This is a genomic window from Halanaerobium sp. (assembly GCF_003070835.1).
In genome coordinates this window covers 1-14,775 of the sequence record NZ_QBLR01000019.1, presented here as the reverse complement: position 1 = coordinate 14,775, position 14,775 = coordinate 1, and the positions used below count along the sequence as shown (strand labels likewise).

Sequence of the window (14,775 nt, the reverse complement as noted above, 5' to 3'; positions counted from 1 at the left end):
ATTAGAAATAATATTGCAAATCAATTTAAGAATTGTTAAAATAAAATAAATAATGTTAATAAAAGAAGAGCAAGAGGTGTTAGTTATGTATGGTAAAATTTTTGAAATAGATAGCAATGACAGTGTAGAAGTTATGAAAGCCTTAGCTTCGGAACCAAGAATGATGATTTTAGATTTATTAAACAGTGCAGAAATGAACTTAAATGAAATTTCTGAAATCCTTGATATGCCAGCTCCTTCGGTAACAGTCAACATTAAAAAATTGGAGGAAGCGGGTCTGATTGAAACTGAATACGAAACAGGGAGCCATGGATCCCGAAAGATTTGCCGCCGTACTTATGATAGTATTGTGATCAAATTTCCTGGTGCAAATATTGATTTTGATAATAATTTAGTTGAAATTTCAATGCCAATTGGTAATTACAAGGAGTTTGAAGTTGAGCCAACATGTGGACTGGCGACAGGAAAAAATTATATAGGTATTTTAGATGATGAGAGAGCATTTTTAGAACCAGAACATATTTATGCTCAATTATTGTGGTTCAAAAAGGGTTATGTGAAATATAAATTTCCAAACAATCTTCCCAGCAATTCTAAATTAACTTCTTTAGAAATAAGCATGGAAATCTGTTCTGAAGCTCCTCATTATAATAAAGAATTCCCGTCAGATATAACTGTCTGGATTAATGGAATAGAGATTGGAAGCTGGACTTCCCCCGGAGATTTTGGAGGGCAGCAGGGTAAACTTAATCCTGAGTGGTGGAATCCTGATCAAACTCAATATGGACTTTTAAAATTATGGAGTGTTAGGAATGATGGTTCTTATATTGATGGTAAAAAAATTTCAGAAATTACTTTAGACGATTTAGATGTTATGGATCAAAAGTTTATTGATGTTAAAATTGGAATCAAAGATGATGCTAAAAATGTGGGTGGAATTAATATTTTTGGGAAAAAATTTGGAAATTATGAACAAGATCTACTGTTAAGACTTCGTCATGAATAAAAAATACTACTTAAAACAAAAAAACTTAAATTAAAAGAAGGAATTTTAAACTTAGTCAAGAATAAAAATAATAACAGCATAATGAAATCAGTTTATAAGCCTGTTGTAGTGTTAATATTCTTTATTTATTCGGCCGAAGTTATTTTTTTAGTTCTTAGTTTAAAAAAACTTATAGCAAACAAAATTTTATTAAACTAAGAACACACAAAAACTTGAGGAGGAAAAAAATGAGTAAAAAATTAACAGTTTCGGTTTTTCTGGTGGCAGTTTTACTTTTAACAACAGGTAGTGTTCTGGCAGAAGAAATTACTCTTGATTTTTGGAATGGATTTACTGGTCCTGATGGAACTGGTATGGGTAAAATGGTAGAAGAATTTAATAAAGAGCATGAAGGCGAAATTGAAGTGAATATGCAGGTTATGCAGTGGGGAACATATTATCAAAAAGTGGTTACTGCCTTAAGTACCCGCAGTGATTCTTCTCCAGATATAGGTATTATGCATGTTGACAGAGTACCTGAATTTGCATCTAAAGGTGTTTTATTAGATCTGGATCAAATTGTTGCTGACTTAGGCTGGAGTAAAGATAATTTTGCAAATTCAGTCTGGAGTGCAGGAATTTATGAAGGAAATAGATATGGTATTCCTTTAGATGTTCATCCTCTTGCAATGTATATTAATAAAGATTTATTTAAAGAAGCTGGTTTAGATCCCGAAAATCCTCCTAAAACTCCAGCTGAGTTTATGAATGCAATCGCTAAAATGACTAAAGATACTGATGGAGATGGAGAGATTGATCAGTGGGGAACAGCATTTCCACCACTCTGGCCTGGCCCAGAATTTATTTTACCATCTCTGCTCAGACAATTTGGTGGTTCTTTCTTAAATGAGGATAGAACAGAGGTAGTTGTGGACAGCAAAGAATCTATTGCAGCTCTGGAATACGCTGTAGACATAGTTCATAACAAAGGTTATTCACCAAAAAATATACAGCAGGATGGGGAAGTAACATTATTTAGACAGGGAAGACTTGGAATTCATTTCAATGGCATCTGGATGATTAATGGTTTTAAAGATCAAGAAGGTTTAAACTTCATGTCTTATCCAGTACCACGTATGGGAGATAAGCTTGCTATTGCTGGAAACTCACATAACTTTGTTTTCTTCCGCAAACCTGGAAATTCAGATGCAGAATTTGAAGCAGCTGCTGAATTTGTCAAATACATTTCTAACAACAGTGTTAAGTGGGCAGCCTTTGGCCAGATTCCTGCTAGAAATTCAGTTCGTAATTCACAGGCTTTTGAGGCTTTAAAACATCAGGCGTCAATTGCTCAGGAAGTTGAAAGTGTGGTTTTCCCACCGAAAATTCCTATTGCCAGCAGAATTCTAACTCCTTATTATGAAGCGGTAAATTTAGCTATTCTGGGAGAAAAAGAACCTGCAGAAGCTCTTAAAGATGCTGCAGAAGCTGGACAGATAGCCTTAGATGAATATTTGCAGACTCAGTAAAAGTATAAAACAGGCGGGAGATAGTTCCCGCCTTTTACACACTTTTGTAAAGGAGCGTTGAAATGTTTAAAAAATATCGAAAAAAGTTAACTCCTTATTTATTTATAACTCCTCATTTGATTTTTTTTACAGCCTTTTTAGCTTTTCCCGCTTTTTATGGGATTTATATTAGCCTGCATAAATGGGAGCCATTAAGTTTTAATAAGCCATTTATTGGCCTGGCAAATTATCAGAAATTATTCAACCCGGCAACTTTAGAATACAGATATTTTTGGAATGCTTTTTTTAATACCTTACAATTTGTAGTTTTTAGTGTCCCGGGACTTGTTTTAATTGGTTTATTACTTGCAATTTTGGTTGATAGTAAAATAAAATTTAAAGGCTTTTTTAGAAGTGTATTCTATACTCCAGTAATTCTTTCTGTTACAAGTGTTACCCTGATCTGGATGTGGATGCTGGACAGTCAAACTGGATTAATAAATTATTTTTTTTCTCAGCTGGGATTTGATTCTGTAGCCTGGCTTTCTGCAGAAACTCCAGCCTGGATTTCACTTGTGGTGACAACTATCTGGTGGACTGCAGGACATAATATGCTTTTATTTTTAGCGGGACTTCAGGATATACCACAGCATTTATATGAAGCGGCTAAAATAGATGGGGCAAATATATTTGAACAGTTCTGGTATATAACAATACCATCTTTAAAGCCAACTACGCTCTTTGTTACAGTAATGACAACAATTGCCTCTTTTAATGTTTTTGGTCAGCCATTTATGATGACTAAAGGTGGGCCTGGTCGTTCAACCCAGGTTGCAATAATGTATATTCAGCAGGAAGCATTTACTAACTATCAGCTTGGTAGTGCAGCCGCAATGGCAATTATTGTTTCTTTATTTATTATGGTAATTGGAGTCTTTCAATTCAAAATCATGTCATCAGATGTTAAATATTAGGAGCTGATTTAATTGCAGAGAGAAAAGAACTTAAAAATATTAACTTATATTATTGCTATTACTTTTGCAGTTTTCTGGATTCTGCCTTTGTTATGGATGTTGAGTACTTCATTAAAACCGGAATCACAGGTTATCGCCTGGCCGATTGAAATTATACCAGAAGAAGTAACTTTTCAAAATTTTTATGATATTATATTTGATTCACCCAGGACCCCAATTTTACGCTGGTTTTTTAATAGTTTTTTTGTTTCAACAGCGACTACATTTTTAGTACTGGCTGTAGATTCTTTAGCAGCTTATGCCTATGCCCGTTTAGAGTTTAAAGGAAAAAATGTTTTGTTCTGGCTTTTAATGGCTACAATGATGATTCCACCTGTTACCAATTTAATTCCAAATTATTTAATTATGGATCGTCTAGGCTGGATTGACAGCTATCAGGCTCTGATATTTCCTCAGGTGGCTGCAGTTTTTGGAGTTTTTCTAATGCGCCAATTTTTTATAGGACTTCCTTCAGAATTAGAGGATGCAGCCTTTATTGATGGCTGTAATAGGTTTCAAATTTTCTATATAATTGCACTACCAATGGCAAAACCGGCTCTAATAGCTCTGGGGTTATTTACTTTTAGAGCTTCCTGGAATGCTTTTCTGTGGCCTTTAATTATTACTAATTCAGCTAAAATGAGGCCTTTAACACCCGGGCTGAGACTTCTGCAGTCAAACTATATGACAGAATTCGGTAAATTGATGGCAGGAGCATTTATTTCTGCAATACCCGTAATTATTATTTTTATGGTCGCCCAAAAATATTTTGTTAAGGGAATTGCCCTCACAGGGATGAAGGGCTGATGGAGGTTAGATAATGCAAAAAAATATAATAGGTTTAAATGGTAAATGGATCTTCAAAAAGGATAAATTTAATATTGGAGAAAAAAGTGAATGGTACAAAAGTGAGCTTAAGGGGGCTGAAGTTGAGGTCCCAGCAGCCTGGCAGAGCTACAGTGAAGAGCTATATAGTTACTCGGGTTATGCCTGGTATTATAAAGGATTTGAATTGGAGAAAAAAGAAAACCAGCGTTATTTCATTCAATTTAAGGCAGTAGACTATCAGGCTGAACTTTACTGTAATGGAGTTTATCTTGGCTCACATACTGGTGGTTATACTCCCTTTAGATTTGAGCTGACTGATCAAATTCTATCCGGGGATAATATGATTCACCTAAAAGTATATGATCCTGAAGATAATGATGAAATTCCTCACGGTAAACAGGGAAGCTGGTACAGTAGAGTTAGCGGTATCTGGCAGGATGTAGAGCTGACCTCAAAGCCGGAAACATTTATTAGTAAGGTAGATTATCAGGCAGATTATAGACAGAAAAGTATAGCTTTTAAAGCTGAAATGAATAATTTAGCAGTACTGCAGAATCCCGTGCTAAAGCTAGAAATCTTTTCGCCTGAGATAAAGTCTAAAAAAATTAAGGAAAAGACTTTTGCTTTAAAAGATGATCTGAAATTTCAATTTGAAAAAATTAAAAGCTGGTCACCAGAATCTCCTGCTCTTTATGATTATCAAATCACTTTAAAAGATGGCGAAGAAATAATAGATCAGTACAGAGATTATTTTGCCTTCAGAAAAATTGAAATTAGAGGAGATAAATTTTATTTAAATGATCAACCACTTTACATCAGAGGGGCTCTTGACCAGGCTTTTTGGACTCATTCTCGCTATAAACTTGATAACATTGAGCAGATTAAAGCAGAAATAAAAAAGGTTAAAGAACTTGGTTTTAACCTGCTACGAAAGCATATTAAAATAGCTGATCCTGATTATTTAGAGGCAGCAGATAGAATAGGGCTGTTAATCTGGGAAGAGCCGCCGAATTATGCGAAGTGGACAAAAGAAGCCCGAAATTTATTTAAAGATGAATATACAGAAATGGTTAAAAGAGATAAAAAACATCCTTCAATTATTATTTGGAGTATTTATAATGAGGAATGGGGGTTGGAGTGGAATCTGGCAGATGATGAAAAAAAACAGCAGTGGCTGGCTGAATTTTATGATTATGCTAAAGAACTAGACCCAACTCGTCCTATCTGTGATAATTCTGGCTGGGCCCATGTGAAAACCGATATTAATGATATCCACCGCTATTTTGCTGTACCCGAAGATGCAAAAAGCTGGCAGGATGATCTGGATAATTATGTGATTGGTGAACCTGAGAAAAATTATGTTAAGGCAGATTATCACAATGGTGAACTAAAAGTGATTTCCGAATTTGGAATGTGGGGGCTGCCTGAGCCTTCTAAGATTAAAGATAACTATCAAAAAATGCCGCAGTGGTATAATAACAGTTCTAAATTATTTGATGAAGAATTTAAAGTACCGATTACAGCAGAAATCAATTTTGAAAAATATCAGCTTGATAAAATCTTTTCCAATCTTGATGATCTGGCTCTGGCAACTCAAAGAAGAGAGTCAGAGGGTATGAAATATTTAATTGAAGAAATTAGAAAAAGAGAAAAAATTGGTGGTTATGTTGTTACAGAATTAAGTGATATTGAGTGGGAAACAAATGGCTTTTTAGATTTCTTTAGAGAAGAAAAACCCAATTTTGATTATGGTCTGAGTTATAATCAGGAAATTTTAATAAACCTAAATCTTGAGAAAAGAAATTTTTATGCAGGAGAAAAATTAAAAATTGAGCCAGTTATTATCAATGATTCTCTGGCTGAAGTAGAGGGAGAATTATACTACCAGTTTGGAGATAAGGAAGAAAAAAAACTTAGCAAAATAAGTGCTGCTGGTAGTTCAAGGATCAGACTGAAAGAAGTATTAGTTGAGCTGCCCGAAGTTGAAAAGCCTCAAAGCAAAGAGCTTATATTAAAATTATATTTAAAGGGAAAAAATCAAAATCCTATTCTAGATAAGTCAGAAATCAGAGTCTATCCTGATTTAAAAAATACAGAAGCGAAAAGAAATGAAGTTGAGCTGGATTTAAGAGTTAATAACCCTCAATTTAGAGATAATTTAGTTAAAAGAGGCTATAAATTAAGGGGGAAAGACAGTTCGCGAAATAACAGTTTAATTATTAGTGATCATTTTAATCAGGAAATAAAAGCAGAGGTTAAAAATGGAGCCAGGCTATTATTTCTGGCTGAAGCGGGTTCAGAAATAGAGGAGAAAAATCATTTAAATTTTAATAACCAGCCTGCTGCAGAAAGCTGGGATAAGGCAGCTTCATTTAACTTTTTTGCTGCAGCAGAATATCCAGAACTTCCTTTTAAGAGAATTACGGACTGGGAGCTAGACTCTATCTATCCCGAATATTATTTAAAGAATATTTCTGACCTCGGAAGTTATGAGGTTAAAGCAGGTACTTTTAAAGCCTGGTTGGGAGATTTTTTCCTTTCACTGGTAGAAATTAAAATAGGGAAGGGTAAAGTACTGGTTAATACTTTCAAAATAATAGAGAATTATGGGAATAAAGTTCAGGCTGATTTTTTGTTTGACGAACTTGTTAGAGACTTACATGCAGGTGGTCAGCATGTTTAAAAAAGTAATTTTTTTATCAGTATTGATCTTAATATTAACAACTAATCCGGGAGGAGCAGAAGAAATGAAATATACAAATCCGGTCGGGAATATAACTGATATTGGAGATCCATTTGTTATCTTAGTTGATGATACCTATTATCTTTATGCAACCTCTATGCCCGGTTTAGGTTTTAAAGTCTGGCAGTCAGATGATTTAGTTAACTGGGAGGAGAAAGGTATGGCTCTTGATTCTTCTAATCCAAAGAACCGTTGGGGTGAAGGTGATTTTTGGGCCCCGGAAGTTGTTGAATATAATGATAAGTTTTATATGACTTACAGTGCTCGAGATAGAGATGGTCACCTTAAAATTGCAGTAGCAAAAGCCGACAGTCCCTTAGGACCATTTATCAATACAGCAGCCCCTCTTTTTGATAGGGGGATGTCATTTATTGATGGCCATATCTTGATTGAAGATGAAAAGAAATATCTATACTATGTTAAAGATTGTTCAGAAAATATTGTTGATGGAATCCATATGAGTCAGATTTATGTTCAAAAAATGAGTGATGATTTTAAGTCATTAATAGGAGAGCCAAAAATGATATTAGAACCCAGTCAGAACTGGGAAGGCTTAAATAATGACTGGCAGTGGAATGAAGGCCCCTATGTCTTAAAAAATAATGACAAATATTATCTGACATATTCGGCCAATGTTTACAGTTCTTCAGATTATTCTATTGGTTATGCCACTGCTGATAAACCAATGGGTCCCTGGACCAAGGCTGCCGAAAATCCAGTCATGACAAAAGATTTAGAAAAAGGAATTTCAGGTCCAGGACACAACAGTTTTGTCCGCACTAAAAAAAATAATGAGCTGTATATAATCTATCATACTCATACCTATCCGGAGTTTCCAAGTGGTAATCGAAATGTAAATATTGATAAAGCATATTTTGAGAATGGGAAATTAGTCATTGCTGGTCCTACTAGAAGACCGATGTCCTATCCTGATTCTAACTAAGCCAGTGTTTATTAATAACTCCCTTATATTAATAAAACAAGCATAAAATCTCCAGGACATTTAATTATCAAAGTTTTGGAGATTTTTTGCTGTTAAATTAGTAATTTATAAAACCGGTTATTTAAATTTTGAGAAAATTATTGAAAACTTAAATAATTTATGCTAAACTTTAATTGAAGTTAATATTTTTTTAAACTTATTTAAAACCTTTTAAATGTTTTTAAATAAGTAAAGAATAAGTTTCTTAAAACGTTTTAAGAAAAATTTAGGGGAGGTGAGTTTTAGCTCTACTGAATAAGTTTATTTATTAAAAACAAAAATATCAGGAGGGAATTATCTTGAAAAAAACTTTAATTATTACATTAACTTTAATTTTTGCTCTTTCACTGACAATGGGTGCAGCTGCAGAAGAAATTACTGTCTGGGGCTGGGGAGTTTATCCTGACACCTTAGAAGTACTTGCCGACCGTTATGAAGAAGATCACCCTGATGCCACAATTAATGTAGAACTTATCGGCTGGGGAGATATGGTTCCCAGATTACAGGCTGCAATGTCAGCTGGTACAGGTGGACCTGATCTGGCTACAGTAAACTTGGGAACACATATTGCCAGTTTTGCTGAGCTCGGCGGTTTAACCGATCTTTCTGAATATGTTGATCCAATGGCTGATCAGTTTACAGCTGCAGCTTATGCAGGTGCAAGATACAAAGATACAACATATGGTATTCCTGCAGATATTGGGCCTTATACAATGTTTTATCGGGCAGATATCTTCGAAGAAGCAGGAGTAGACCCAGCAAGCATTAAAACCTGGGAAGATTATATTGAAGCTGGTAAAACAATTAAAGAAAAAACCGGAAGTCATATGCTTCCCTGGCCTACAACTCACTATGAGCTTGGTAACTGGAACTTCGAACCTGCTTTACGAGCAGCAGGAGGGAACTTCTTTGATCAGCACGGTAATCCAATTGTAGATAAGCTTTCTATTAACTATAAGGTTATAGAAGTGATGCAGAAAATTACAGATTCCGGTATCGGTCTGGAAGCAATTCCCTGGACGACTCCCTGGAATGCAGCTCTTCAGAATGGTGATGTAGCAACTATCTTAGCAGGTGGCTGGTTTATTGGTAATATTACCGAAATTGCTCCTGAAACTTCAGGTAAGTGGAGAGTTATGCAGGCTCCAAACTTTACCCCAAATGCAACTGGATCAATGGGTGGTACAGCAATGGTTGTTCCTTCAACTTCCGATAATGTGGAACTCGCAGTTGATTTTGCTAAGTATGTATTAGCTACAGAAGAAGGTACAAAATTCTTATTCCAGGATGCTGGAGTAATGCCTGCTTACAGACCTATATTCGAATCAGAAGCATTTAATAAAGAAGTAGAGTTCTTTGGTGGTCAGAAAGTATGGCAGAAACTTGCAGAAATAAGTGAAAAAGAATTGGCTACCTGGAATGCAACACCTTATTCTACTCAAGCTTTTGGTGCGGAAGGTGCTCCAATTAACCTGCAGTTAACAAGAATTTTAACTGATAGAGTAGAACTCCAAAAAGGTCTAGAAGAAGCTCAAAGTACAATTGAAGATTTTATGGAATAACAGAGTCAAAAATTATTTAAAGCAGGGTCAGTCTGACCCTGCTTTCTTAAAAGGATGGTGAATAATAATTGGAAGATAAAACTACCCTGCAGAAAATTAAAGACAACCGTCATTTTTACTATTTTTTAGTACCTTTTTTATTATTCTTTTCTGTATTTATGCTATTTCCAATTCTTTTTTCTTTTTACATGAGTCTGCATGACTGGGGAGGTCTTGGGAAAGCAACTTTTATAGGAATTCGAAATTATACCAGAATATTTACAGATTCAACCTTTCATACAGCCTTATATAATACAATATTTATGTGGCTGACAAGTACACCTTTGATTCTTGGTTTTGCCTTAATTTTAGCTGTAATGTTGAATCAGAAGAAGGTTAAATTTTTAAAGTATTTTAGAGTTGGATATTTTATGCCCTTTGTTACGTCAACAGTTGTGGTCGGAGTTATCTTTACTATTTTATTAGATAGTTCTTTTGGTCTTGTCAACTTTTTTATTGAGAGTATTGGTTTTCAAAAGATTCCATTTTTAACAAGCACGACCTGGTCTAAAATTTCAATTGTAATTGTACTGACCTGGCGCTGGGTTGGTTATAATACAATAATTATGCTGGCCGGGCTGCAGAACATACCGGAAGATTTATATGAGGCAGCAGAGATTGACGGAGGTACTACCTTTCAGAAATTTTTCTATATTACTGTGCCGATGATGCGCCCTATTATTTTATTTACTTTTATTCTGTCAACTATTGGTTCCTTCCAGATCTTTACCGAGCCTTATATTATGACCGGTGGAGGTCCAATGCAGTCATCTCTATCTGTTGTTCAGTACCTATATAATGCCGGCTTCCAGCAGTTTAGAATGGGCTATGCTTCAGCTTTATCCTATGTTTTATTTGCTATAATTTTTGTAGCATCATATTTCCAGCTTAAAATTGGTTCTGGCGAGGAGGGAATTTAAGCAATGTTTAAAAAAGAAAATATTACAACCTATGTTTTTTATATATTACTAATTACCGGAGTTCTTATTTCTCTGCTCCCCTTTGTCTGGATGATAACTTCTTCCTTTAAGACACTGGCTGAGATTTCAGAATACCCTCCCACATTATTACCAGATCAAATTATGTGGAATAATTATGTAGATGTATTTGAGACTGTACCCTATGGCAGAAATTTATTCAATTCATTCTTTGTAGCCATTATGTATACCTTTTTTGGGGTCTTTATTTCGGCAACCGGGGGTTATGCTTTATCAAAATACAGAGAGGCTCCGGGCAGAAAATTGTTTTTTGCTGTGATTTTGTCAACGATGATGATACCAATGCAGGTGCTGGCTATTCCCCTATATATTTTGATGGCTCAGGTCGGCTGGATTAACTCCTATCCGGCTCTGATTTTACCCTTTGCGGCTCAGGGTTTTGGCCTATTTATGCTCAAACAGTATATTGATGGAATTCCCGATGATTTAATTGAAGCAGCAAGAATTGACGGCTGTGGTGAATTTAGGATCTTTTTTCAGATTATTTTACCAGTTATCAAGCCTGCTGTAGCAGCTCTAGGTACAATTTATTTTATGAACAACTACAACCTGTTCTTCTGGCCGCTGATTGTAACTAACCGTTCAATAATGTACACAGTTCCGGTGGCCATTGCTCAGCTGCAGGGTCAGCAGTTTGGAATACCCTTACACCATATTATGGCAGCTGCCACAATGTCAACTGCACCTCTGATAATTATCTTCCTCTATTTCCAGAAGTATATTATCTCAGGTATCACAATGGGAGCTTTAAAAGGCTAAAAACTATAGCTTCAGCTGAAAAAAGCTGGAGCTGTAATTTTCTGTTTTAATTTGATTGATAATTTAAGCGATAAAGCTTTGAGAGAGGCTGATTTGCCGGGTGCGGCTGGAATTAGAACTTGATTATCAGGATTTATAGATTTTTGTATTTGGCAAAAATTATTGTAGAGTTGGGCTGGAGCTTTTTTCGACCTGCCCTTCTTAAAAAATTAAAAGAGGTGAGTTAAATGAGAGAATGGGAAGATCCAAATATTTATGCAGTTAATAAGCGTCTCCCTCATGCAAACCGTATTTTCTTTTTAGATCAGGAAACTCTGACTGATTATAATTTTCAGTCTTTAAATGGAGAGTGGGATTTTAAATACCTGCAGAATCATAATACATATCAGCGGGATTTTTACAGAAAAGATTTTTCTACTTTAGATTGGGATAAGATTACTGTCCCTTCTAACTGGCAACTGGAGGGTTATGATAGACCACATTACACCAATGTTAATTATCCTTTTCCAGTTGACCCCCCTAAAGTTCCTTCCGAAAATCCAGCTGGACTTTACCGCAGAGAGTTTTATTTGAGTCCTGAGCTGGAGGGGGAGCAGAACTTAATCCGTTTTGAGGGCGTTGATTCAGCCTTTTATCTCTGGCTTAATGGAGAGTATATTGGTTACAGTCAGGGGAGCAGGCTGGCAGCAGAGTTTGATTTAACTGAGCATTTAAATTATGGAGGTCAAAATTTGCTTGCAGTTAAAGTGATTAAATGGTCAGATGGAAGTTATTTAGAGGACCAGGATATGTGGTGGCTGAGCGGAATTTATCGTGATGTATACCTTTATTCTCAACCTTTTTTTCAAATTGAAGATTTTAAAATTGAAAGTGAATTTAAAAGAAAGCAGGAGCTGGGAATTTTAAATTGTGATTTTGAGGTGCTTTCCTATCAGGAATATATTCCAGAGGGTTCACAGATTAAAATAGCTCTCTATGATCAGGGAGTAAGAGCAGCAGCAGAAACTATTGATTTACCCGAGCTGAAACAAAAAAGGCTAAATAAATTTAAGACAGAACTAGAGATTGCTGAACCTGCTGTCTGGTCAGCAGAAAATCCATACCTTTATCAGCTGGAGATTAAGCTTTTAAATTCAGCCGGAGAAAAAATTCAGACTATCAGGCAGAAGGCTGCTTTTAGAACAGTTGAAATCAAAGATGCTCAACTGCTGGTCAACGGTAAGGCAGTAATGATTAGAGGAGTTAACCGGCATGATTTCGATCCTGATCTCGGTAGAGCAGTCAGCCGCGAAAAAATGGAAGAAGATATTTTACTAATGAAAAAGCATAATATCAATGCTGTCCGTACAGCCCACTATCCAAACCATCCTTATTTTTATGAACTCTGTGATAAACACGGACTTTATGTGCTGGCTGAAACAGATATAGAATGTCACGGTATGGAGCCGGTTGGCCGCTGGGATGAACTGGCTGACTCAGAGAACTGGCGGGGAGCCTTTCTGGACAGAATGGAAAGAATGGTTGAGCATTATAAAAATCATCCTTCAATCATCATCTGGTCTTTAGGTAACGAGTCCGGTTTTGGTGATAACCACCGCAGTATGGCAGAGTTAACCCGCAGACTGGATCCAACAAGGCCAATTCACTATGAGGGTGACCGCAAGCAAGAAGTTGCAGATATTATTGGTCCGATGTATCCGACAATTAAGAAGACTGCAGAACTGGCTCAAAAAAGAGAAAAACCGGTCATCTTATGTGAATATGCACATGCGATGGGTAATGGCCCGGGTGAACTAAAAGATTACTGGGATGTATTTTATAAATATCCGTCAGCTCAGGGAGGATTTATCTGGGACTGGCTGGATCAGGGAATAGCTGTTGAAAATTCAGCTGGAGAGATCTGTTATACTTATGGTGGCGATTTTGGTGACCAGCCAAATGATAAGAACTTTAATATCAATGGCCTGGTATTTCCTGACCGTACTCCTTCACCTGGCTTAACTGAATATAAATATGTAATGGCTCCTTTTAAAATTCGTGATTTTAATTTTAAAGAGGCTAAAGTTAAAATAGAGAATCAATTTGATTTTATCGACAGCTCAGATTATAAGCTGAACTGGGAAGTGAAAACTGGTGGGATTGTCATTGAAAGTGGCAGTCAGAAGTTTGAGCTTCAAGCTGGAGAAACTGGGCAGTTTAGAGTTGAAGGACTGAAGCTGGATGATCTGGAATTAATAATTGAAGAGAAGGGAAGAGAGATCGAGGACAATCTGCCGGCAGAAAGCTATCTCAATTTTTCTATAGTTTTAAACAATAAAAGCAGCTGGGCAGAAGCCGGTCATGAGATAACATTTAAGCAGTTTAAACTTCCTTTTATTTTTGACAGACTATATCATCCTGCTCATAAACACTTAAAAAATAAAGCGCTAGATCTGACAGAAAGCGATCTCTTTATTAAAGTAGAGGGTAATGAGTTCAGTGTTTTCTTTGATAAGGCAAGCGGTAAGCTAAGTGAATATATTTACCGCGGTAAGAGTCTGATTGAGCGTGGACCGGAGTTGAATTTCTGGCGGGCTCCTATCGATAATGATAATACTGATATTACTCATAATTATACTGCTGAGTGGAAAGAACAGGGAATCGATAAATTTGGGCAGCGCTTGGACGAAATAAAAGTTGTTGAAGCAGAAGAAAATTATGTACTGATCAAAAGCCTCTATACAATTGCGCCAGCTGCGAAAGATTTAATTATTAAGGCTGAACTGGATTATAAAATCTATGATAGTGGTGAGGTAGAAATAGTTACAGCTGGAGAATTTACAGATCAAAAAGATCATTCTCTACCCAGGATTGCGCTGGAGCTGGAATTAAGCCAGGATTTAGACAATCTAAGCTGGTTTGGTAGAGGACCGGGGGAATCTTATCCAGACAGCAAAAGAGCATCATATTTTGATCTCTTTTCTAAAAAGGTCGGAGAACTTCATACCCCTTATGTTTATCCCCAGGATAATGGTAATCGTTCGGACAATAAATGGTTGAAGTTGAATAATAAAGTGGGAGCTGGAATTGAGTTTTTTAATTCAAAAGAATTTGATTTTATCGCTCACTGTTACAGTAAAGCTGATCTGGAGATGGCCCATCATGATTGTGAGCTTCCGTTCCGGGATGAAATCTATTTGGAGCTGATTCATAAAAATCGTGGTCTCGGAAGTACATCCTGCGGTCCTAAGGCTTTAAAGAAATATGAATTAAGTGTCCAGAAATTCGATTTTGAGATTAACTTTAAAGGAATTGACCATTAAAATTAATTTAAATTAATTTGAACCTGGTCCAAATGAGCTCATTTGGACCAGGTTCA

General features: G+C 36.0%; 10 protein-coding genes. All 10 read left to right on the top strand.

All coding sequences use genetic code 11. From position 1 onward, the window contains the following. The first annotated feature begins 85 nt into the window (after positions 1-85). The gene (locus CI949_RS03885) at positions 86-1,006 is read left to right on the top strand and encodes a transcriptional regulator (protein WP_290763178.1); all 921 of its coding nucleotides are present in this window, start codon (positions 86-88) and stop codon (positions 1,004-1,006) included. 227 nt (positions 1,007-1,233) lie between these two features. Further along, complete coding sequence (locus tag CI949_RS03880) at positions 1,234-2,514, top strand: ABC transporter substrate-binding protein (RefSeq protein WP_290763176.1); 1,281 nt, start codon at positions 1,234-1,236, stop codon at positions 2,512-2,514. Positions 2,515-2,576: 62 nt separating this feature from the next. Continuing rightward, positions 2,577-3,467 (top strand): carbohydrate ABC transporter permease, encoded by an 891-nt coding sequence (locus CI949_RS03875; protein ID WP_290763174.1) that lies wholly within the window; start codon positions 2,577-2,579, stop codon positions 3,465-3,467. 12 nt (positions 3,468-3,479) lie between these two features. Then, complete coding sequence (locus tag CI949_RS03870; RefSeq protein WP_290763172.1) at positions 3,480-4,313, top strand: carbohydrate ABC transporter permease; 834 nt, start codon at positions 3,480-3,482, stop codon at positions 4,311-4,313. 13 nt (positions 4,314-4,326) lie between these two features. Further along, entirely contained in the window at positions 4,327-7,017 is a 2,691-nt protein-coding gene (locus CI949_RS03865; protein ID WP_290763170.1) for a glycoside hydrolase family 2 protein, read from the top strand. Further along, the gene (locus CI949_RS03860) at positions 7,010-8,020 is read left to right on the top strand and encodes a glycoside hydrolase family 43 protein (protein ID WP_290763168.1); all 1,011 of its coding nucleotides are present in this window, start codon (positions 7,010-7,012) and stop codon (positions 8,018-8,020) included. The genes CI949_RS03865 and CI949_RS03860 overlap by 8 nt, the downstream gene beginning before the upstream one ends. A 338-nt stretch (positions 8,021-8,358) precedes the next feature. Further along, on the top strand, positions 8,359-9,621 hold the full coding sequence (locus CI949_RS03855; RefSeq protein ID WP_290763166.1) for an ABC transporter substrate-binding protein: 1,263 nt from the start codon (positions 8,359-8,361) through the stop codon (positions 9,619-9,621). 68 nt (positions 9,622-9,689) lie between these two features. Continuing rightward, the gene (locus CI949_RS03850) at positions 9,690-10,580 is read left to right on the top strand and encodes a carbohydrate ABC transporter permease (RefSeq protein ID WP_290763164.1); all 891 of its coding nucleotides are present in this window, start codon (positions 9,690-9,692) and stop codon (positions 10,578-10,580) included. 3 nt (positions 10,581-10,583) lie between these two features. Next, positions 10,584-11,417, top strand: coding sequence for a carbohydrate ABC transporter permease (locus CI949_RS03845; RefSeq protein WP_290763162.1), 834 nt, complete (start codon positions 10,584-10,586; stop codon positions 11,415-11,417). Positions 11,418-11,644: 227 nt separating this feature from the next. Beyond that, positions 11,645-14,719 carry a glycoside hydrolase family 2 TIM barrel-domain containing protein gene (locus CI949_RS03840; RefSeq protein ID WP_290763160.1) on the top strand — a complete coding sequence of 1,025 codons (3,075 nt, stop codon included), beginning with the start codon at positions 11,645-11,647 and terminating at the stop codon, positions 14,717-14,719. The last annotated feature ends 56 nt before the right edge of the window (positions 14,720-14,775 follow it).

Bases quoted from the DNA above. Each gene is read 5' to 3' on its own strand.
- CI949_RS03865 (WP_290763170.1), top strand. From the start codon at position 4,327: ATGCAAAAAAATATAATAGGTTTAAATGGTAAATGGATCTTCAAAAAG.
- CI949_RS03860 (WP_290763168.1), top strand. From the start codon at position 7,010: ATGTTTAAAAAAGTAATTTTTTTATCAGTATTGATCTTAATATTAACA.
- CI949_RS03875 (WP_290763174.1), top strand. From the start codon at position 2,577: ATGTTTAAAAAATATCGAAAAAAGTTAACTCCTTATTTATTTATAACT.
- CI949_RS03845 (WP_290763162.1), top strand. From the start codon at position 10,584: ATGTTTAAAAAAGAAAATATTACAACCTATGTTTTTTATATATTACTA.
- CI949_RS03885 (WP_290763178.1), top strand. From the start codon at position 86: ATGTATGGTAAAATTTTTGAAATAGATAGCAATGACAGTGTAGAAGTT.
- CI949_RS03880 (WP_290763176.1), top strand. From the start codon at position 1,234: ATGAGTAAAAAATTAACAGTTTCGGTTTTTCTGGTGGCAGTTTTACTT.
- CI949_RS03840 (WP_290763160.1), top strand. From the start codon at position 11,645: ATGAGAGAATGGGAAGATCCAAATATTTATGCAGTTAATAAGCGTCTC.